16 protein-coding genes and 1 tRNA gene are annotated in these 18,663 nt (G+C 62.4%); 6 read left to right on the top strand and 11 right to left on the bottom strand.

The genetic code is table 11. The features are described from left to right. The first annotated feature begins 29 nt into the window (after positions 1-29). The 3 genes from fdhD to V1292_RS14565 all read left to right on the top strand — a co-directional run bounded on the left by fdhD (position 30) and on the right by V1292_RS14565 (position 2,524). Positions 30-920, top strand: coding sequence for a formate dehydrogenase accessory sulfurtransferase FdhD (gene fdhD, locus V1292_RS14575; RefSeq protein ID WP_334373406.1), 891 nt, complete (start codon positions 30-32; stop codon positions 918-920). After that, positions 865-1,530, top strand: a complete 666-nt coding sequence (gene mobA, locus V1292_RS14570) for a molybdenum cofactor guanylyltransferase MobA (RefSeq protein WP_334373404.1) — start codon at positions 865-867, stop codon at positions 1,528-1,530. Before fdhD ends, mobA begins: the two co-directional genes overlap by 56 nt. A gap of 307 nt (positions 1,531-1,837) precedes the next feature. Further along, positions 1,838-2,524 carry a hypothetical protein gene (locus V1292_RS14565; protein ID WP_334373403.1) on the top strand — a complete coding sequence of 229 codons (687 nt, stop codon included), beginning with the start codon at positions 1,838-1,840 and terminating at the stop codon, positions 2,522-2,524. A gap of 67 nt (positions 2,525-2,591) precedes the next feature. Here V1292_RS14565 and V1292_RS14560 read toward each other — a convergent pair whose 3' ends face one another. Genes V1292_RS14560 through V1292_RS14550 form a run of 3 tightly spaced genes read right to left on the bottom strand, consistent with a single transcriptional unit; the run spans position 2,592 to position 6,870 of the window. After that, the gene (locus V1292_RS14560; protein ID WP_334373401.1) at positions 2,592-3,740 is read right to left on the bottom strand and encodes an FAD-dependent monooxygenase; all 1,149 of its coding nucleotides are present in this window, start codon (positions 3,738-3,740) and stop codon (positions 2,592-2,594) included. 54 nt (positions 3,741-3,794) lie between these two features. Then, positions 3,795-5,756, bottom strand: coding sequence for a molybdopterin biosynthesis protein (locus tag V1292_RS14555; RefSeq protein ID WP_334373399.1), 1,962 nt, complete (start codon positions 5,754-5,756; stop codon positions 3,795-3,797). Between the two features lies 1 nt (position 5,757). Further along, entirely contained in the window at positions 5,758-6,870 is a 1,113-nt protein-coding gene (locus V1292_RS14550) for a molybdopterin-binding protein (protein ID WP_334373397.1), read from the bottom strand. A 182-nt stretch (positions 6,871-7,052) separates the two neighbouring features. Here V1292_RS14550 and V1292_RS14545 point away from each other — a divergent pair, with 182 nt between their 5' ends. After that, positions 7,053-8,264, top strand: coding sequence for an ABC transporter substrate-binding protein (locus V1292_RS14545; RefSeq protein WP_334373396.1), 1,212 nt, complete (start codon positions 7,053-7,055; stop codon positions 8,262-8,264). Between the two features lie 149 nt (positions 8,265-8,413). Here the strand turns inward: V1292_RS14545 and V1292_RS14540 are convergent, their stop codons facing one another. Continuing rightward, positions 8,414-9,379, bottom strand: a complete 966-nt coding sequence (locus V1292_RS14540) for a TAXI family TRAP transporter solute-binding subunit (protein WP_334373394.1) — start codon at positions 9,377-9,379, stop codon at positions 8,414-8,416. 172 nt (positions 9,380-9,551) lie between these two features. Between V1292_RS14540 and V1292_RS14535 the strand changes: the two genes are divergently transcribed. Beyond that, positions 9,552-9,627, top strand: a tRNA-Ile gene (locus V1292_RS14535). A 405-nt stretch (positions 9,628-10,032) separates the two neighbouring features. On the opposite strand, the gene phnY is transcribed toward V1292_RS14535, so the two are convergent. From phnY to psrA, 6 genes are all read right to left on the bottom strand, one after another. After that, a complete protein-coding gene (gene phnY / locus V1292_RS14530; RefSeq protein ID WP_334373393.1) occupies positions 10,033-11,484 on the bottom strand; it encodes a phosphonoacetaldehyde dehydrogenase in 1,452 nt (483 codons plus the stop codon). A gap of 11 nt (positions 11,485-11,495) precedes the next feature. Continuing rightward, positions 11,496-12,740: a phosphonoacetate hydrolase gene (gene phnA / locus V1292_RS14525; protein WP_334373391.1), complete on the bottom strand. Its 1,245-nt coding sequence runs from the start codon at positions 12,738-12,740 to the stop codon at positions 11,496-11,498. A gap of 115 nt (positions 12,741-12,855) precedes the next feature. Then, entirely contained in the window at positions 12,856-13,653 is a 798-nt protein-coding gene (phnE, locus tag V1292_RS14520) for a phosphonate ABC transporter, permease protein PhnE (RefSeq protein ID WP_334373389.1), read from the bottom strand. A gap of 13 nt (positions 13,654-13,666) precedes the next feature. Further along, a complete protein-coding gene (phnC, locus tag V1292_RS14515; protein WP_334373387.1) occupies positions 13,667-14,488 on the bottom strand; it encodes a phosphonate ABC transporter ATP-binding protein in 822 nt (273 codons plus the stop codon). Between the two features lie 51 nt (positions 14,489-14,539). Beyond that, entirely contained in the window at positions 14,540-15,415 is an 876-nt protein-coding gene (gene phnD, locus V1292_RS14510; protein ID WP_334373386.1) for a phosphonate ABC transporter substrate-binding protein, read from the bottom strand. 82 nt (positions 15,416-15,497) lie between these two features. Then, positions 15,498-16,589 (bottom strand): iron-containing alcohol dehydrogenase PsrA, encoded by a 1,092-nt coding sequence (psrA, locus tag V1292_RS14505; RefSeq protein WP_334373384.1) that lies wholly within the window; start codon positions 16,587-16,589, stop codon positions 15,498-15,500. Positions 16,590-16,725: 136 nt separating this feature from the next. Between psrA and V1292_RS14500 the strand changes: the two genes are divergently transcribed. Beyond that, entirely contained in the window at positions 16,726-17,604 is an 879-nt protein-coding gene (locus V1292_RS14500; RefSeq protein ID WP_334367532.1) for a LysR substrate-binding domain-containing protein, read from the top strand. 330 nt (positions 17,605-17,934) lie between these two features. On the opposite strand, the gene V1292_RS14495 is transcribed toward V1292_RS14500, so the two are convergent. Further along, positions 17,935-18,618 (bottom strand): TetR/AcrR family transcriptional regulator, encoded by a 684-nt coding sequence (locus tag V1292_RS14495; protein ID WP_334373382.1) that lies wholly within the window; start codon positions 18,616-18,618, stop codon positions 17,935-17,937. Positions 18,619-18,663: the final 45 nt, after the last annotated feature.

Genomic DNA, 18,663 nt, shown 5'->3' with positions numbered 1-18,663 from the left:
GAGGCCCTTGTCATGCTAACCTGCGTCCTATGATGAAGATGGAAAAAGCCCCGGCCCCCCTGATCGTGCCGAACCCCGAGGATCCGCGGCTGACCGAGCGCGTCGCCGGGACCGACCAGACGGGTGCGACGGTCGAAATCCGGGTGCCGGTGGAGCGGCCGCTGACGCTGTATTTGAACGCACAGGAGATCGTCACCATGATGACGATCGGCGACTATCCGGAATATCTGGCGCTCGGCTATCTCCTGAACCAGAACATGCTGAAATATGACGACGTCGTCACCGAGGTCGAGTATCACGACGACCTTCAGGTCGTGGTGGTGCGCACCGAGCACCACACCAATTTCGAAGCCAAGCTGAAGAAACGCACGCAGACGTCCGGCTGTGCACAGGGCACCGCGTTCGGCGACCTGCTTGAAGCGGTGGAAAGCGTGGCGCTGCCGAAGGCGGAGCTGCGCACCTCGTGGCTCTACCAGATGACGCGCACGATCAACACCATGCCCTCGCTCTATCTGGAGGCCGGCGCGATCCATGGCTGCGTGCTGTGCAAGGAAGGCACACCCGTCTGCTACACCGAGGACGTCGGCCGTCATAACGCCGTCGATAAGATTGCCGGCTGGATCTATCGCCACGGCGTCGATCCCGCCGACAAGATCCTCTACACCACGGGCCGGCTCACCTCTGAGATGGTGATCAAGACGGTACGGATGGGCATTCCCATCCTGGTTTCGCGCTCGGGCTTCACCGCGTGGGGCGTCGAGCTGGCGCGGCAGGTCGGGCTGACGCTGGTTGGCCGCACGCGCGGCAAGCGCTTCATTGTGCTGTCAGGACAGGAGCGGATCGTGTTCGACCAGGACCTCGACTATGTCGAGGAAGAATCCGCGCGGCACAAGCGCAAGGGCGAAGAGCGTGACGAGTAAAATTCCAGGCGTGCTGCTCGCCGGCGGCCTCGCGCGGCGGATGGGTGGCGGCGACAAGCCGATGCGCACGATCGCCGGCCGCACCATCCTCGATCGCGTGATCGCGCGCCTAGCGCCGCAATGCGACGGCCTGATCCTCAACGCCAATGGTGACCCAGCACGCTTCGCCGCGTTCGGCCTGCCGGTCATTGCCGATGGCGTCGCCGATTTTCCTGGCCCGCTCGCCGGCATTCTGGCCGCACTCGATTGGGCCGCGGTGAACCGGCCCGATGTAAAATTTGTTCTCAGCGCCGCCGCAGACTGCCCATTCCTGCCGCGCGATCTGGTCTCCAGGCTGTATGACGCGGTGGAAATTGAGAATGCCGAGTTGGCCGTTGCCGCCTCCGATGGCCAGTCGCATCCGGTAATCGGATTATGGAGCGTCAGCTTGCGCGAACAACTTCGCCACGCGCTGGTCGTCGAGGACATCAGGAAGATCGATCGCTGGACCGCGCGCTACAGGCTCGCCACGGTGACATGGCCGGCCACGCCGCTCGATCCGTTCTTCAACGCCAACACCATGGACGACATCGCGGAAGCGGAACGGCTGGCCGCGCTGGATGGCGGCTAGGCTTCGTCCCCCGGACGCAACGCAGCATGCAATGCTGCGCTGCTGAGCCGGGGTCCATGCCTCCCGGCGAAGAGTGGATCCCGGCCCTGCGGAGCAGCGTTACACGCTGCACCGCGTCCGGGACACGCGCCATGTATGCGCCAGCAGCCCTGTCCCGCCCCTTGCGAAAAACGACCGTGAATAGACTCGGCAGCAATCCACCAAGCTACCTGGATATTGACGAAATCGGTGGTGATTTCAGATTCAGATTAAATACGATTTAATGTACTTGCCAATAACGTAGCCACGGCGGATCTAACGCGAGGCCGTGGCCATGTTCGGACGCAGGACGACTTTCGGCACCAAGCAACCAAGCTTTTCCGAATTGAAAGAGACGATGCGTCCGACACCGGACGCAGATGGTGTGACCCGCGTTTTCTCCAAGGAACTCTGGGACGATCCAAAGATCGGCAAATTTCTGCGGGAAGTCGGCTTTGCTCCGGATGATGCGCGCAACATCCTGCCCACGGCACAGGATTATATCGCTCTCTTTGCCGCGGCCAAGAAGCGACTGGATGAGCGCACCGAGGCTTTCAACCGCGAAATGACCACGCGCTACGGCTATTGCCGCGCCGCGCCATTTCTGGTCATCGACCACACAATCTGGGACGGCGAGCATGGTGCGTTTCTATATGCCCAGATGAACCTCATCGGATACGATGACTGGAACGTATTGATGTTGGCGGCGGATGTACGCACCAAAGAGCTCTGTGACATTGCAGGCCATCCCGGCACGGTGCCTGCGGTTACGGAGGTCATGACCAAGCGCGTGATCGACTGGAAGCAGCGCCATGATCTCGCGCTCGAAGCGTTCGGAGTTACCGCGATGGGTGGCCAAGGCATAACGCGAGAGCAATACGAGGCCGAACAGGACACGCTGCGCAGGGAAATTGTGGACAATGTCGGCTGGATGAAGCCACGGATCATAAGCGAGCTGCTGCGCGTTCAGGGCTAGAGCATGATCCGGACCCGACGGGCCGCGTCAGCGCAAAGTGGGAACCGGTTTTCCGAAGAGATCACGCTCAAATCAAAGAGAAGTTACGCGCTGCCAGCGGTACGGTCCAGGCGTCGTAGCCGTACACCCAGTCGGTATCGGTTTTGCCGCTGAGCCAGGTATTCGCGCGCGAGGTCGCTTGAATGCGCGTGGTTCGCTCCTTGCGCGTGGCCTCGAAGCGGCGGAATGCATTGGCAACGCCTTCCCGCTCGACGCCCTCGAGGCAACGCGACAGCACGGCGGCGTCCTCGATCGCCATCGCCGCGCCTTGCGCCATGTAAGGCGTCATCGGATGGCAGGCATCGCCAAGCAACGTCACATTGCGATCCGCCCAATGCTCCAGCGAATTGCGATCGACGATCGCCCATTTGTGCACGTCGGGGCACGCGGCCAGCACTTGCTCGACCTGGCGGTGGAAGCCGGCGAACGCCTTGCGCAATTCCCTGACATCGCCTTTCGCCGACCATGATTCAATCCGGAAATCCGGCTCCGGCTGGCTGGTGACGAGATAGATCTCACTGCGGTCCGGCTTGACGTAATAGATGACGATGTGGCGGTCCTCGCCCCACCATTTGGTGCAGTCGTCGATCTCTGCGCCGCCGAGCAGCGCGGCGGGATAGGTGGTGCGGTAGGCGATCCGCCCGGTGAAGTTCACCGGTGAGGCACCGAACAGGATATCTCTCACGACCGAATGAACGCCGTCGGCGCCGATCACGGCGTCGGCCGTTGCGGTTTCGCCGTTACTAAAGGCGAGCCGGACGCCCTCGCCGGTTTCCTCCAGCCCGACCAGTTTGTGGTTGAGCCTGATGCAGGCATTGGGGACGGCGCTGGCGAGCGCCGCATGCAGATCGCCGCGATGCGCCAAAAGATAGGGCGCGCCGAATTTCTGTTCGGCGCGTTCGCCGAAGATCATGTCGAACTTGATGTCGCCGGTGCGCCAGTCGCGGTTATTCCAGGAACGCGGATAGAAAGCTTCCGCGCGCAGCCGCGCCTCCAGCCCCAGGGCGCGCAACACCCTCATCGCATTGCAGCCGATCTGGATGCCGGCCCCGATCCGCGCGAATTGCGTGGCCTGTTCATAGACCCTGACATCGATGCCGACCCGCCTGAGCGCCGCGGCGGTTGCGAGCCCACCCATGCCGGCGCCGACGATCGCGATCGATAGCGGTCTTGCCATTCCCATCCCTGCCCGAGCCGCTTCTGTTGGCGGCTCCTTCAGCCCGCGGACGCTTCAGGCCGGCCGGAAACCTGCCTGCTCGAGCGCCGCGCGCGCCCCGTCCGACGCCAGCGCGTCGAGAAACGCCTGCACCGCCGGCCGTTGCTTGCGCGCCGTCACCAGCGCGAAATCATAATGCTCCTCGGCAAAGGGAATGAAACCCAGGTTTGACGCATGCGCGACCGGCGCAATGGTCATGCCCCAATCGGCACGGTGCTGTGCGACCGCTGCAGCCACCGCATTGTGCGAACGCGGCTGATTCCAGTAGCCTTCGGGGCGCGCACCGCCGAGCAGCCGGTCGATCAGGATGCGCGTGCCGGCGCCCTGGTTGCGATTGACCATGATGCAGGCCGGGTCGGCCAGCGCGGCACGCACCGCGTCCTCGGCGCTCAGGCCTTCGAAGCGCCGATCGCCCTTGCGGAATACGATGCCTTGCATGCGACGCCATCCCGGTACCAGTTCGAGCCCGTTGCTGAGATACGGCGTGTTGTAGGTCTCCGTCTTCTCGTCGAACAAATGGATCGGGGCAAAGTCACATTCGCCGCGCATGGCGGCCGAGAGCCCACCGAGGCTTCCGACGGCGATCGAGCGCACGGTGAGTCCGGCATGCGCCAGCGGCGCTGTGACGAGATCGAGCCCGGTGCAGTGGCTGCCGACGATGACGAGATCGGGTACCCGCACATGCGGCGTGAACAGCGTCACCTCGGCCTCGCTGCCAGCCGGCATCTGGTCCGCCAGCGCATCGATGCGCAGAAAGCCGTCGGCCTGGGCAAAGGAGGTGATGGCGCCGGAGCCCTTGCCTGTGGGGTACGCGATCAGCCCATCCGCGCCTTCAACCAGCGACACCATGACGAATTCGGCGCGGCCGAGTTCGGACGCGATCCGCACGGGAACGCGGGCATTGACCTTGGCGTCCGAACGCGGCGGTAGGCCGGCCATCCGCCGCAGCACCGGCACGATCATGTCGTGGAAGGTGAACATCGCCGAGGTCGGAAATCCCGGCAGGATGATGACAGGCTTGCCGTCGCATACCGCAAGGCACAGCGGCTTGCCTGGCTTCAGCGCGACACCATGGGCGATGATGCCGGGCTTGCCGAGCCGGCCGATGATGCGGTGCGACACGTCGCCCGCGCCCTTGGAAGTACCGCCTGACAGCACCAGCATGTCGCTGCTCGCGAGTGCTTCGCGCATCGCGGATTCGAGTTGCGCCTCATCATCGGCGATGGCGCCGAGAAATTTTGCCTCGCCGCCATTCTCCGTGATCGCCGCCGTGACGATCGCGCCGTTGGTGTCGTAGATCGCGGCCGGCCGCAGGGAATGGCCGGGCTGCACCAGTTCGTCGCCGGTGGAAATGATCGCAACGCGCGACCGCTGCGCGACGGTCACCTCCGCGATGCCGCAGGCCGCCAGCATCCCGATCTCGCGCGAGCCGATGATGGTCCCGGCGCGCAGCAGCGCCTCGCCACGGGCGATATCGGAGCCGGCATAGGACACGAATTGCCCGGGCGAAGCGGCGCGGCGGACGTCGATCGCACGATGTCCCGCCGGCTGGGTATGCTCGACCATGACAACGGCGTCCGCCCCGCGCGGCACCGGACCGCCGGTCGCGATCGGCGTGGCTGTTCCCGACAGGACCGGCCGCGTTGGGGCGGTGCCGCACGCGATCGCTTCGTCGTTCAGCATCACGCGCACCGGTGAAGCCTCGCCGGCCGAAGCAAGGTCGGCCGAACGCACCGCAAAGCCATCGACATTAGAGCGATCGAATGGCGGCACATCGATCGGCGCCACGACGTCCTCGGCAAGCGCGCAGCCGAGCGCGTCCGCAAGCGAGCGCTTCTCGCTCGCGACCGCACGCGGAAACAGCGCGGCTTCAAACCGCGCCAGCGCATCCTCTCGCGACAGGATAGTCAGGAATTGATCCTGATCGATATTGTCGCCGCCTTTCGGCGAGGGCGTATTCGTCATTCCCGAACCCATATCACTCCTGCAACATATAGGCATCGACCCGGGTGCCCGCCGCAAATCCTTCCGAGCCGGCGGGCACCGCGAGCCAGGCCTCGGCGCGCGCAATCGCATCGAGCGACAATTCGCCCACCGCCAGCGGGACCCAGGTATCCTGCTCTCGTTCCAGCAGCACGATCTCGGCAATGCCGACGCTTGAAGCAATCTTGCGCGCCAGCGGCAGATTGAGCGTGCTGCGCCGCCGGCGGCCCGATAAACGATCGAGCGCGGGAAGCGCGAGCGTCCACCACGCCGCCAAGGCTTGGTCGGGCGCGCCTGGCAACACCACGACCGGCGTCTTGCGTGCACGACCAACGGCCGAAGTGCGACCTGGTTGCAGGGCAATGCCATGTGCGAGAATCTTCCCGCGCGCGCCCAATGCCGTCACCGCCGTGTCGGTGCGTCCGACACCGGAGCCGCCGACGATCAGCAGCAGATCGCACGCACCGTCATCGATCGCCGCGGTAATCGATGCGGCATCGCGACCTGCAGCCGCGACCAAGACGACCTCACCGCCCGCGGCCCGCGCGCTCTCGGCAACCAGATCCGCGGTTACCGTGCCGCCGGGAATATTGACGATGTGCAGGCGCGGACGGCGCACGCTCAATCGCGCCATTCCTGCGGCGCGGGCGATCATCAGATGGCGCGGCAGCACGCGCCGGCCGGCTTCAACGAGACGGCTGCCCGCTGCGATATCGCTGCCGGTGCGGCGCACGCCCTGCCCCGGGATCGCCTCCGCCAGCACCTGCACGAGCGGACCGGACATCTCGACAGAATCTGAATCCAGCACGCAGTCGCAGTTGTCAGGAATGATCTCGCCGGCCTCGACCCACACCGGCGTCGCCGTTAATGGCAGCGGCGAATAGGAGGATGCGCCGACAAGGTCGCGCGCGCGCAATGCATAGCCGTCCGCGGCAGCGATATCGCGCGGCGGGTGGGCGTCGAGCCCCGGCATATCCGCGGCAATACAGCGCAGCGCTTCCGCCAATGTCAGTTCCACCGGCGCGACCGGGTCCACGCCCTCCAGCAACGCGGCGAGCGCCACATCGAGCGGCGTCAGCGAAATCGGCAAGCGCTGGTTCGGAGTCATTGAGGCTCGCCTATGCCCTGAATCGGGCGGAAAATAAATAGAACCGGATATCGCGCGCGTGGTTTAGCCCATCCGACCCACGTTGACGTCGGCGCGAAATAGTTGCAAATGAGACCAATTGGCGAAACCAACCGCCTGAAAACACCAACGGCCAATGTGCTGATTCCTAGGGAGAAGACAGGATGTTCGCCAGGAAACTATCCAGGCTTGCCGTGCTCATGGCCGCGCTGCTGGCATCGACCGCCGCGCTCGCCCAAGTCTCGGACGACGTCGTCAAGCTCGGCGTTCTCACTGACATGAATGGCCCGGCGGCCACGGCGACCGGCCAGGGCTCGGTCACTGCCGCACAAATGGCGGTGGACGATTTCGGCGGCAAGGTGCTGGGCAAGCCGATCAGCATCATCGTCGGCGATCACCAGTTGAAGCCGGATATCGGCGGCGGCATCGCGCGGCGCTGGTATGACGTCGATCAGGTCGACGTGATCCTCGACGTTCCGGTTTCCGCGGTCGGGCTTGCGGTGCAGAACATCACCAACGAAAAGAAGAAGCTGTTGATCGTGCACTCGACCGGCACCGCAGACTTCCACGGCAAGTTCTGTTCGCCACACGCGATACAGTGGGTGTTCGATACCCGCGCGCTGGCGGTCGGCACCGCGCAGGCGGTGGTGAAGCGCGGCGGCGATAGCTGGTTCTTCATCACCGACGACTATGCGTTCGGTCACTCGCTGGAGCGCGATGCTTCCACCGTCGTCACGGCCAATGGCGGCAAGGTGCTGGGCTCGGTGCGCCCGCCGCTTGCCACGCCTGATCTGTCATCCTTCGTGCTGCAGGCCCAGGCCTCAAAAGCCAAGATCATCGGCATTGCCGCCGGTCCTCCGAACAACATGAACGAGATCAAGACCGGCGCGGAGTTCGGCGTCTTCAAGGGCGGCCAGCAGATGGCCGCGCTGCTCGCGTTGATCACCGACATCCATTCGCTTGGGTTACCGGCAGCGCAGGGGCTGTTGCTGACGACGTCGTTCTATTGGGACATGGACGACAAGACCCGCGAATGGTCGAAGCGCTACTTCGCCAAGATGAACCGGATGCCGACGATGTGGCAGGCCGGCGTCTACTCCTCGGTCATGAGCTATCTCAACGCCATCAAGGAAGCCGGCACCGACGAGCCGCTGAAGGTAGCAGCGAAGATGCGCGAAAAGCCGATCGAGGATTTCTTCTCCCGCAACGGCAAACTGCGCGAGGACAATCTGATGGTGCACGACCTGTGGCTGGTGCAGGTCAAGAAGCCGGATGAATCGAAATATCCGTGGGACTACTATCAGATCCTCGCCAAGATCTCCGGCGACGAAGCGTTCGGCCCGCCCGATCCGGCGTGCGCGATGGCGAAAAAGTGACTGCGTAGCAGTCATTCCGGGGCGCGCAAGCGAACTATGGTGCGCAATTGCGCACCTGAGAATCTCGAGATCCCGGGTTCGCTCGCTTTGCTCGCGCCCCGGGATGACCGTTGCGTTGCCTCGCGCTGACGCGCAAGCCAAGGCAAAGGTCATTTCACCACCCCCGCCTCGCGGAAGTACTTCATCACGCCGGGATGGATCAGTCCCGCATTCGGCGCCGCCGCAACCGTGTTCGCAGCCGTGGTCTCGCAGGCCTGCGGCAGCTTCTTGCACAGCGCGGCCTCCTGCCCATGCAGCGTGCGCGCCAACCGGTAGGCGACGTCGTCGGGCAGGCTTTCACGCGCCAGCACAAAGCTCCAGGAGCCTATGGAATCGATCGCGGCCGGCTGGTTCGGATAGCTGTTGGCGGGGACCGTCAGCGGTTTAAGGAACGTATGCTTGGCACGGACGCGCGCGATCTCACTGGCATCGGGTGCGATAAATCGCGCGCCGCCGGGAGCTTGCACCATCGCCGCAAAGCCGGGCCAGCCGACGCCCGCGCCCCACAGCGCGGCGGCGCGACCGTCCTGGACCATGGCGGGGCCGTCGCCGGCGCGGTCGAGATAGATCGACTTGAAGTCCTCGTCCTGCTTCAGCCCGATGCCGTCGAGGATATAGCGCGACAGGATCGGCAGGCCCGAGCCCTTCGCGCCGAACGCAACCGGCTGGCCGACCAGATCCCTGATCGTCTTGTAGGGACTGTCCGCCCGCACCACGAACATGCCGGGGCTGGAATACATCGCGGTCAGGATTTTCAGCTTCGTCGCCGGCCGGCCGATGCCCATGAAGGCTTCGTAGGCGGGCTCCCCCGCCACCAGCGCGATATCGAGCTGGCCGGATTCCAGCAGCGGAATGTTTTCGTTGGAGCCCTTGGTGTTGCGCGGGTCGATCGACAGCGCCGGATCGGCGGCATTCATCACTTCCGCAAATGCATTGCCATAAACCGGAAACCCGCCGCCCGGCGTCGCGGTTCCCAGGCTGATCGTGGTTTTGGTAATGGCCTTGCCTCCCTCCTGTGCCCCGGCGCTGCCCGCAAGCAGCAGCAGGCCGGCGCAGGCAATCCCAGCGAGTTTCATTGTTGGCCTCAAACGTTCGGTGACGATGATGCACGGAAGGTTGTAGGCAAGCCCGAGCGCTTGTGAAAGCGCGTTTCGGCCCGGAAGGTCGGCATTGCCGTATCGCTGTCATGCCTGTAAACGATGGCGGCACCGTTGCCGGCCGCCCTCTCCCCGCGGCCGCTCCGCGGCGGGGCCTGTAGCTCAATGGTTAGAGCCGGCCGCTCATAACGGTCTGGTTGCAGGTTCGAGTCCTGCCGGGCCCACCACGCTTCGCCCTTCGGGCTACGCGTGGCGCAGCCACGCGGGGCCGAAGGGTGAAGCGTGGTGTCCGGCGTAGCTTGAGCAAAGCGAAAGCGAAGACGGACTGGAGCGGCGAAGGGCGGACCGCCCTGCGGTCCCAACCAAAATCTCGAAAACAACCCCATGCAAAGTAGCAATGGTCGCTGGCATGGATGCTTGCAATCCCGCGAGAACATTTTGACACGTCGGGCAAATCAGGGGCACTATTCAATGATCGCGCAATTTGAAAAACGCCCATGGGCCTGCCCGACAACGGGCTCTTCGGCGCGATTGCAGGCAAAAATCCTTACCCACAACTGAATTGCCCCGACCTCCTTCAATCGGGGGTTGAGCCAAGTCTCTCAAAAAAGCATGAGCGGCTCCGCAACAACTTAACCCTGCCAGGGCAGCGAGTACGTCCGGACGTTGGTGAACCCTTTCATGGCCTCCACAACTCCCTCCTTGTAGCCCTGCCCGGAGTCCTTGATGCCGCCGAACGGCGACATCTCGGTGCGATAGCCCGGCACCTCCCACACGTTCACGGTGCCGACCTCAAGTTCGTTGATGAAGCGCGTAATGTAATCGAGGCGATTTGTGCAAACTCCGGAAGACAGCCCGTAGGCTGTCGAATTTGAAATGCGGATCACCTCTGCGATGTCGTTCGGACAGCGAATCATCGGGATCACTGGTCCAAACGTCTCCTCATGCACGAGTTCGCAATCGTACGGCACGCGGTCGACGACGGTTGGGGCATAAAGGGCGCCCTGGCGATCGTTGCCGTGAAGCAGCTCGGCGCCCTTCGTCACCGCGTCATTGACACGGTTCTCGAACAGAACAGCGGATCGTTCATTGATGACCGTGCCAACATCGGTTTCCGGATCGGCCGGGTCACCGCATTTCAGCTTCCTGGCCTTTTCGAGCACGCATTTCGAGAATTCATCGGCGATCTTCTCGACGACGAGAATGCGCTTCACCGCTGTGCAGCGCTGGCCCGAATTCTTCGTCGCGCCCTGCACGGCCAGCTCGGCCGCCTTGTCGAGGTCGGCGTCCTCCATGACGATCAGCGGATCGTTGCCGCCGAGTTCGAGCACGATACGCTTGTAGCCTGCGGTGCGGGCGATGTGCTTGCCGACCCGAACGGAGCCCGTGAAAGTAACCAGGTCTGCGTCCGGATCCGTGATCATCGCATCACCCATCGTGGACGGATTACCCGTGACCACGGAGAGCATCTCAGGCGGCAGTCCCGCTTCGTAGAGCACGTCCGCGAGTGCAAGTGCGGTCAGCGGAGTCAGCTCAGTCGGTTTGAGAACGACCCGGTTGTTCGTTGCGATCGCAGGCGCGAGCTTGTGGCTCACCATGTTGAGCGGATGATTGAATGGCGTGATCGCCGAGATGACGCCCAGCAACGGGGTCCGCAGCGTGTGGATACGGCGCGCCTTGCCGTTCGGCGAGATGTCGCAGGCATAGGACTCGCCGTCGTCCTTGACCGCGAGTTGTGCGGCGAACGACCAGACGTCGTAGGCGCGCGTCGACTCGTAGATCGCGTCCTTCCAGCAGAGGCCGGACTCCGCGGATATGATACGCGCGAAGGATGCGCGCCGACCGCGCAGCAGTTCAGCAGCCTTCTGCAGAATTTGCTGACGCTCGAAGCGCGACAGTTTTGGCTTGAACGCTTTCGCCTTGCCAAACGCTTCGCGCACGTGTTCGGGGCGCGCTGCCGGCACGGTGCCGACGAGCGACCCGTCGTAGGGATTGCGGACCTCGATCACATCGTCGGTCGTGACGTGTTTGCCGGCAATGCGCAACGCCTCTCGCTTTGCTGCGTAACTGAAAGGCACGTTCATGGCATCGATCCTCAGGCTACGAGATTCAACGCGACGTCGAATACGTCGAAATTGCGCAGCGTACGGCCGGCAGGAACCACGATCTTTCGATTCGCGATCATCGGCACGGTCTGCTCCGTGAGACCGCCGTGCGAACGCAGCGGCTCAGTTAGTCCCGACAGATCGTGCTTGGCGGCGGAGGTGCCGAGCACCTTGTGTTTCGACGACAGCACGACGACGTCGCCAATACGGTCGGCCGGAAGCTCGAACCGCTTGCACGCCTCTTCCGCCGGGATCGCAACCTCGACCCCCGCGATAGTCTTGATGTGATCGAGCACGGCTTGCCGCTTGTCGTTATCGACGTAGACAGTCGCGAATGAGCCGAGCGCACCATGATGCGCGACGTACGGGTCTGTGATCGGCAGAATCACGCGCGTCATCCCGGCACCGAATTTCCCGTCAAGGATCTCCTGCAGGTAGATGACGTCCGGCTCGCCGTTTGGCAGATGTTTGTCGTTCATGCCGTGATCGGCGGTCATCACCAGCACGCAGCCCAGCGCATCGAGCTCTCCGACGTAGCGGTCGAACATCTTGTAGAAGCTGTCGGCGATCGCAGAACCCGGCGCCGCCTTGTGCTGCACGTAGTCCGTGGTCGAAAGATACATCACGTCCGGCCGGAAGGTCTTGAGCAGCTCGACGCCGGCCGCGAAGACGAACTCCGACAGATCGGCCGAATAGACTTCCGGCAACTTCATGCCGACGAATTCGAGCACGTTTTCGATGCCGTTTTCGGCCATGTTGGCCTTGTCGGCCTTCTCCGACGAGAACGCGATGGCGGTTCCCTTTTGGAAGTCGAGGCCCTTCCCCAGCAGCGTGCGCAACTTGTCCTTCGCGGTCACCATGGCGACCTTGCTGCCGGCCTTCTGGAACTCGGCGAGGATCGTGGGTGCGCGCAGAAAGCGGGCGTCGTTCATCATTACTTCCTGCTTTGCCTCGCGGTCATAGAAGAAGTTGCCGGCGATGCCGTGCACGGCCGGCGGTCGGCCGGTGATGATCGACAGGTTGTTCGGGTTTGTGAAACTCGGGATCACCGACAGCGCGAGCGTGTTCGTGCCGGTCTTCAGTATCCGTTCGAGGTTGGGGCAGAGTCCCTTCTCGATAGCGCGCTCGATATAGCCGGGCTCGGAACCGTCGATACAAATGACGACGGTCGGGGTATTGGGGACGCGATAGCTTCGGCCATTCGTCGTCACGAAAGCGGGAGTACGTGTGAGCATGGCTCATCCTTTCCAGTGTTGCGCCACGCGGTGACGCTCTAAGGGGGTACCTTTTCCCGGCAATACCGAGAGGCGGATAAAGTGCCCGGCAATGTTCGGTGCCGGCCGAGTTGCGTCAGCGGATCATCGAGCGGACGCGGGAGGAAAGGAGGTCGGTGACCAACACCATCGCAAGGATGACCAGGATGCAGGTCGCCGTGTCCTGATATTGGAACAGCTTCATCGAGGACACGAGTTCGAAACCGATGCCGCCCGCGCCGACCATGCCGAGCACGGTGGATTGGCGCACGTTGGTCTCGAGACGGTAGAAGATGGTACCGAGCCAGGCCGGCAGCACTTGCGGCAGCACGCCGAAGAAGAAGGTCTTGAACGGGCCGGCGGCCGCCGAGCGGAACGCTTCGAGCGGACCTTCGTCGATGTCTTCCATGGCTTCGGCAAAGAACTTGCCGAGCATACCCGCGCCGTGGATGGCGAGAGCGAGCACGCCGGCGAACGGGCCGAGGCCGATGGCGGCGACGAAGATCAGCGCCAGGATAATCTCGTTGATGCCGCGCATGCAGTTCAGCACTTGGCGGGTGAAGTGATAAATCGCCGGATGCGGTGAAAGGTTGCGAGCCGCAAAAAAGCTGATCGGCAGCGAGATCGCCACGCCGAGCAACGTTCCCCAGATCGCGACCTGCAGGCTTTCCAGCGCGGGCCGCCAGAGCTTCTCAATGAACTCCGGATTCGGCGGCATCATGCGGACCAGAAAGTCCCACATATAAGGGATGCCGTTCCAGAGATTGGCCGCGTTGATCTGCGATCCGACTGCAGCCCAATAGAGGAAGCCCACGATCACCAGACCGAGGACGCCGGTGCCCCACCAGCCGAAGCGGCCCTGAGGCGGACGAAGAACGAGTTGGTAGCTGGACATGGTCGTCTCCTGCTCAGGCGGATGCCGCAAGGGCGATGGGATCGAGCGAATTCGACACCAGGCGTGGGCCGGCATTCGGCCGCAACACGCGGGCGACGCCCGGATCTTCCAATCCCGGATAGATCTGGTGCACGACGTCGACAGTGAGGTGGTCCGGCGTATCGTCGAACACCACTTTGCCGCCCGAGAGACCAACGATGCGCTCGCCAAATTCGACTGCGTAGTCGACCTGATGCAGATTGCAGATGACGGCGATGCCTTCTTCCTTGCAGATCGTCTTGAGATAGCCGAGCACGACACGCGAGGTTTTCGGGTCGAGGCTGGCCACCGGCTCGTCGCACAGGATGACCGCCGGGCGTTGGGCCAGCGCACGGGCAATGCCGATGCGCTGCTGCTCGCCGCCGGAGAGCTGGTCGGCGCGCGCCATTGCCTTGTGTGTCAGCTCGACGCGCTGAAGACATTCCATTGCGATCTCGACGTCCTTCGTCGGGAAGATTTGAAGCGCCGAGAGGATCGACGACATCCCGGCCATGCGACCGACCAGGATGTTCTTGAGTACGGTGAGTCGCTTTACCAGGTTGTGGTGCTGGAAGATCATCGCGACCGGGCGCAAGCGTCCGCCGGCCGCGCGTTTGGAGTCGAAGATCGTGCCGTCGATGACGATCTGGCCGGCGTCCGGCGGCGTGAGGCCGTTGATGCAACGGAGCATGGTGGATTTTCCGGCGCCGCTCGGCCCCAGCACGACGAGGAATTCGCCTGACTTGACTTCGAGGTCGATGCCCTGGAGCACCGGCTTCCCGCCGTAAGATTTCTTCAAACCTGCGATCTTGATCATCTGAGCAATCCTATGCCGGAGGGTTGGTTACGGCGGGTCAGCGCAGCGGGCTCATTTCATCTTTTTCAGATCGAGATTGAGCGCCTTTGCGGTATCCCGAATCACATCGTAGGCTGCATCGTTGGTTTCGACGAAGCGGTTGAGCTTGCCCTGGTCGGCCCAGGTGATGTCCTTGATGTTCAAGAACGCGGTCTTGATCTTTGCCTTCAGTTCCGGTGTCAGATTCTTGCGCCACACCGTCGGCGATTCCGGGATCGGGTCAGAACTCCACACGACGTGGATGTCCTCGCGCTTGACGAGATTCTTCTGCACTGCGGCGTCGAAGATGCGGTCAGCGATGGTGGCCGCGTCGACACGCTTGTTGGCGACCGCCAGTGCGTTGGCATCGTGCGAGCCGGTGAAAAGAACGCGGCCGAAGAACTTCTCCGGGTCGATTCCGAGCTTGAGCAGGCCGGCCTTGGGGAAGAGATGGCCGGAAGTCGAAGACGGATCGACGAACGCGAAGGTCCTGCCCTTCAGATCGTTGATGTCCTTGATGCCACTGTCTTTCCGTGTGATGATCTGGCTGTGATAGAAAGTACGTCCGGACTTTTGTGTCTCGGCGGTAGCAAACGCCTCGATGTTGGCCACGGAGGCGCCGAGCACATAGGAGAACGGTCCGAGATAGGCTACCTCGATGTGACCGGCGCGCATCGCCTCGATGACGCCGTTGTAGTCGGCGGCAACGAACCCCTGCACCTTCATGCCGAGATTCTTTTCGAGCGCATCGAGCAGCTGCTGGCTCGACGCCAGCATCGCGCGAGAATCTTCTGATGGAATGAGACCGACGCGGATCACACCCTCTGCACGCAACACATTCGGCATGGCGACCAAGGCGCCGGCCACAGCAACGGACCCGACGAGCATTTTCCGACGCGTGATGTTCATGTTTTCCTCCTGTGATTCCGTTGGTCTTTTTGACCATTGCCGGTGGTTTGTGATGGGCGTGTTCGCCTCTAGGTCTGTTTCACTACGCTGCCTTGACCGTCTGCCTTCCAATGAAATTCCTGCCGCGCTCGCCTTCCAGCGCCTTCTCGACCAGGCGTGTCCATTCCGCCGGCGAAACGCCGTAGGTGGCAGGATCAGTCTTGACGCCGATCCCCTCGAGGAAAGACCGCAGCTTGCGGACACCTTCGCTGAGGTCCGGGCCAAAGATGCGGCGCAGTGCGGCGTCGCAGTCGGGGCTATTGCCTATTGCCCACCCCATCACGATCGGCAGCGAGAACGAACAGGCGATGCCGTGGATCAGTCCGATCTTCAGCGTAATGTCGTAGGAGATGTTGTGGGCCAAAGCCGTCTTGGTCTGCGAGAAAGCGAAGCCGGCGAGCAGGCTGCCGCGCGCCTGACGGGTGCGCAGATCGATATCGCCGAGATTGTCGAGCAGGCGCGGCAGCGTTTCGATGATCTCGCGCGCGGCCTCGACCGCGAAGCCGGCCGAGACCGAGTTGGCGTTGACGTTCCAGATGCTCTCGAGCGCATGTGACAGGGAGTCGAGACCGGTCGCCAGGGTCAGCCCTCGCGGCGCCCCAAGGATAAGCTGCGGATCGAGCACGGCGGCTTCGGGATAGAGCAACGGATGCGCCAGCGAATACTTGCTGCCGTTGGCCGAATCCCACACGGTTGCCCAATGGGTGACTTCGCTGCCTGTTCCGGAAGTAGTCGGCACCGCAATGATCGGCACGATCGCCGACGTGTCCAGCGGGGCCTTCTCGGTAAGATGGCGGCGGACATTCTCGAAGTCGCCCTTGCTTCCAGCCAGCACCTTGGCCGCATCCATCATCGAGCCTCCACCGAGGGCAACGATGACTTCAGGCGCTTGCGTTGCAGCGCCGAAGACACGGCAGGAATTCACCAGATCGGCGCAGTCCGGGTTGGTCTCGATATTGTCGATGACGGCAACCGGCTCGCCCGCGACCTTTGTAAGGCGCGCCGCCAGGTCGTTGAAAATCGGTTGATTATAGGTCACGAGGGCATAGCGGCGCTTGCCGATCAGACCTCCGACTTCATCGAATGTCCCTGCGCCGAAGCGAACTTTTACGGGATTCCAGTAGGCCCACCGCATAACGTTCCACCCTTGATCGCGCCTGAAGCGCTGCTGCTTCCGCGCTTCTCGTGAGCGCTCGTTGTGGTCCGGACCATTGCTGAACGCTGTTACATCGACAAATTGATTTTTTCAGAGAAATAGATAGATTTGTTCTATGCGATATACCCAGATTCGCTCCTTCCATGCTGTGGCGACTGCAGGCGGCTTCAATGCCGCGTCGGATGCAGTTCACATCACGCAGCCGACGCTGACGGCCCAGGTCGGCGCGCTGGAGGAGGAGTACGGCGTCGAGCTCTTCATCAAGAAGGGCCGCCGCCGCGAGTTGACCGACACGGGACGGCAACTACTGGCGATTACGTCGCGCCTGTTTGCCGAGGAAGAAGAAGCGGTCGCATTCCTGGAGCAGTCGCGCGAGCTCAAGACCGGTCGGCTTTCGATTGGCGCGGTCGGCCCCTATCACGTCACCGAGATGCTTGCGGCCTTCAATCGCGCCTATCCGGGGATCGAACTCGCCGTGAAGCTCGGCAACTCGCACGAGGTCCTCGATGATCTTCTTGACTACAAGAGCGACATCGCGGTGCTAGCGCACATTGATGAGGACGATCGTCTTCTCACTCTTCCATATAGACGCCATCCAGTCGGCGTCTTTGTGCGCACCGATCATCCGCTGGCGAAGCAGAAGAGCGTCAAGATCTCCGAACTCGAAGGCGAACCACTAATTATCCGTGAGACCGGCTCTACGACGCGACGCGCGTTCGAGCAAGCGCTCGCTAAGGCAAAGATCAAGCCGCGCATCGTCATGGAGATCGGAAGCCGCGAGGCGATCCGCGAAGCCGTCATTCGCGGGTTGGGCATAAGCTACGTCTCCGAAGCCGAGTTCGTTCCAGACTCTTCTCTGCGCCTCATCCCAATCAGTAATGCGGGAATCTTCACCTATGCGCATGTTGTGATTTTGCGGAAACGCGAAACCAGCCGGATCATCCGCGCGTTTCTCGAAGTCGTGCGTAAGACAAAGGTTTCCAATACGAAGTAGCGTCATTCGACGTAATTGGGTTGAGCTGAGCGCGAAAGAGCCGAGGGGGTCTTTTTCGATCCTAACGTCGCTTCGCGAGCTCCGGCTGGGCAAGCCCGTGCCACGAACTCCCAGCGAAGCGAACGAAGGCTGTCAAGCCGAAGCCCGCAGGGCGAAGGCGGACTGGATTCGGGGAAATGCGCTGCCGAGGGTCATCGTGCGGACTGGTATCGCAACCGATAGTTCAACAAGCGTATTTTTTCCGCGATCTTGTCGCCAATCGAAAGCTCTTCAGCCTCCATGATTTTCAAACCGGTCTCGGTTATTTTGACAACATCGGTCACGCACGATTCAAATTTTGTTTTTTGACCTTGGGGCCGGCAAATATCCGCCCCCGTGGTCGTTGCCACCGTGCGCGGCGATGAACATGGCGACGGCCGACCGGCAATAGGATTCGATTTCTTTGTCGTCCTCTGCTCTCGCCTGATCGAAGCGTGCGATAATCAGGAGATCGGATCCTTTGAAAAGCGCGGCAAACAAGCGGGCGGACCGGAGAGGATCGGGCACGTTCAGAACCGCCTTCGCGTGCAACTGACGCAACAGGGCCTCAATTTGGGCGATGACATGGGCGGGGCCGGCTTCGTAATGGAGCTTGCTTAACGAGTTTTGATTCGTCTTGTCGGCCATTACCATGGCTTCGACACTGCGGACGTCTGATCTCAACAGCGTGCGAAGCAGTGATGATCCCACCGCCATGAGCTGATCTTCGGCCGAACCGTCGACGCCTTCAAGAAGGGCCTGTGGTGCAAACAACTGATGGCAGCCGGCCGCGATGGCCGCGCTGAACAGCGCCTCCTTGTTCTCGAAGTGCCGATAGATGCTGAGCTTGGATATCTTCGCCCGCTGGGCGACCTTGTCCAATGTCGTCGCTTGAAAACCCAACTCCACAAAGAGTTCGCGCGCGGCGTCGACGATCGTTTGGCCAAGCGCCTGGTTGGCGGGCCGGCCGCGCCGGCCCTGGCTAATTTCGGTCACGACAATTCCAGTCCTTGACAGTATCCTAATTATTGAATTACGATA

Source organism: Bradyrhizobium sp. AZCC 1719 (assembly GCF_036924525.1).
Classification (GTDB): domain Bacteria; phylum Pseudomonadota; class Alphaproteobacteria; order Rhizobiales; family Xanthobacteraceae; genus Bradyrhizobium.
The sequence above is the reverse complement of the archived record's forward strand: the minus strand, read 5'-3'. Positions and strand labels throughout refer to the sequence as shown.

What these genes read in the sequence shown, in the direction of transcription:
- phnE (WP_334373389.1), bottom strand. Translation starts at nt 13,653, where the DNA reads ATGTCCAGCTACCAACTCGTTCTTCGTCCGCCTCAGGGCCGCTTCGGC.
- V1292_RS14540 (WP_334373394.1), bottom strand. Translation starts at nt 9,379, where the DNA reads ATGAAACTCGCTGGGATTGCCTGCGCCGGCCTGCTGCTGCTTGCGGGC.
- psrA (WP_334373384.1), bottom strand. Translation starts at nt 16,589, where the DNA reads ATGCGGTGGGCCTACTGGAATCCCGTAAAAGTTCGCTTCGGCGCAGGG.
- phnA (WP_334373391.1), bottom strand. Translation starts at nt 12,740, where the DNA reads ATGCTCACACGTACTCCCGCTTTCGTGACGACGAATGGCCGAAGCTAT.
- phnD (WP_334373386.1), bottom strand. Translation starts at nt 15,415, where the DNA reads ATGAACATCACGCGTCGGAAAATGCTCGTCGGGTCCGTTGCTGTGGCC.
- mobA (WP_334373404.1), top strand. Translation starts at nt 865, where the DNA reads ATGTCGAGGAAGAATCCGCGCGGCACAAGCGCAAGGGCGAAGAGCGTG.
- V1292_RS14545 (WP_334373396.1), top strand. Translation starts at nt 7,053, where the DNA reads ATGTTCGCCAGGAAACTATCCAGGCTTGCCGTGCTCATGGCCGCGCTG.
- V1292_RS14555 (WP_334373399.1), bottom strand. Translation starts at nt 5,756, where the DNA reads ATGGGTTCGGGAATGACGAATACGCCCTCGCCGAAAGGCGGCGACAAT.
- fdhD (WP_334373406.1), top strand. Translation starts at nt 30, where the DNA reads ATGATGAAGATGGAAAAAGCCCCGGCCCCCCTGATCGTGCCGAACCCC.
- V1292_RS14560 (WP_334373401.1), bottom strand. Translation starts at nt 3,740, where the DNA reads ATGGCAAGACCGCTATCGATCGCGATCGTCGGCGCCGGCATGGGTGGG.
- V1292_RS14550 (WP_334373397.1), bottom strand. Translation starts at nt 6,870, where the DNA reads ATGACTCCGAACCAGCGCTTGCCGATTTCGCTGACGCCGCTCGATGTG.
- V1292_RS14500 (WP_334367532.1), top strand. Translation starts at nt 16,726, where the DNA reads ATGCGATATACCCAGATTCGCTCCTTCCATGCTGTGGCGACTGCAGGC.
- phnC (WP_334373387.1), bottom strand. Translation starts at nt 14,488, where the DNA reads ATGATCAAGATCGCAGGTTTGAAGAAATCTTACGGCGGGAAGCCGGTG.
- phnY (WP_334373393.1), bottom strand. Translation starts at nt 11,484, where the DNA reads ATGAACGTGCCTTTCAGTTACGCAGCAAAGCGAGAGGCGTTGCGCATT.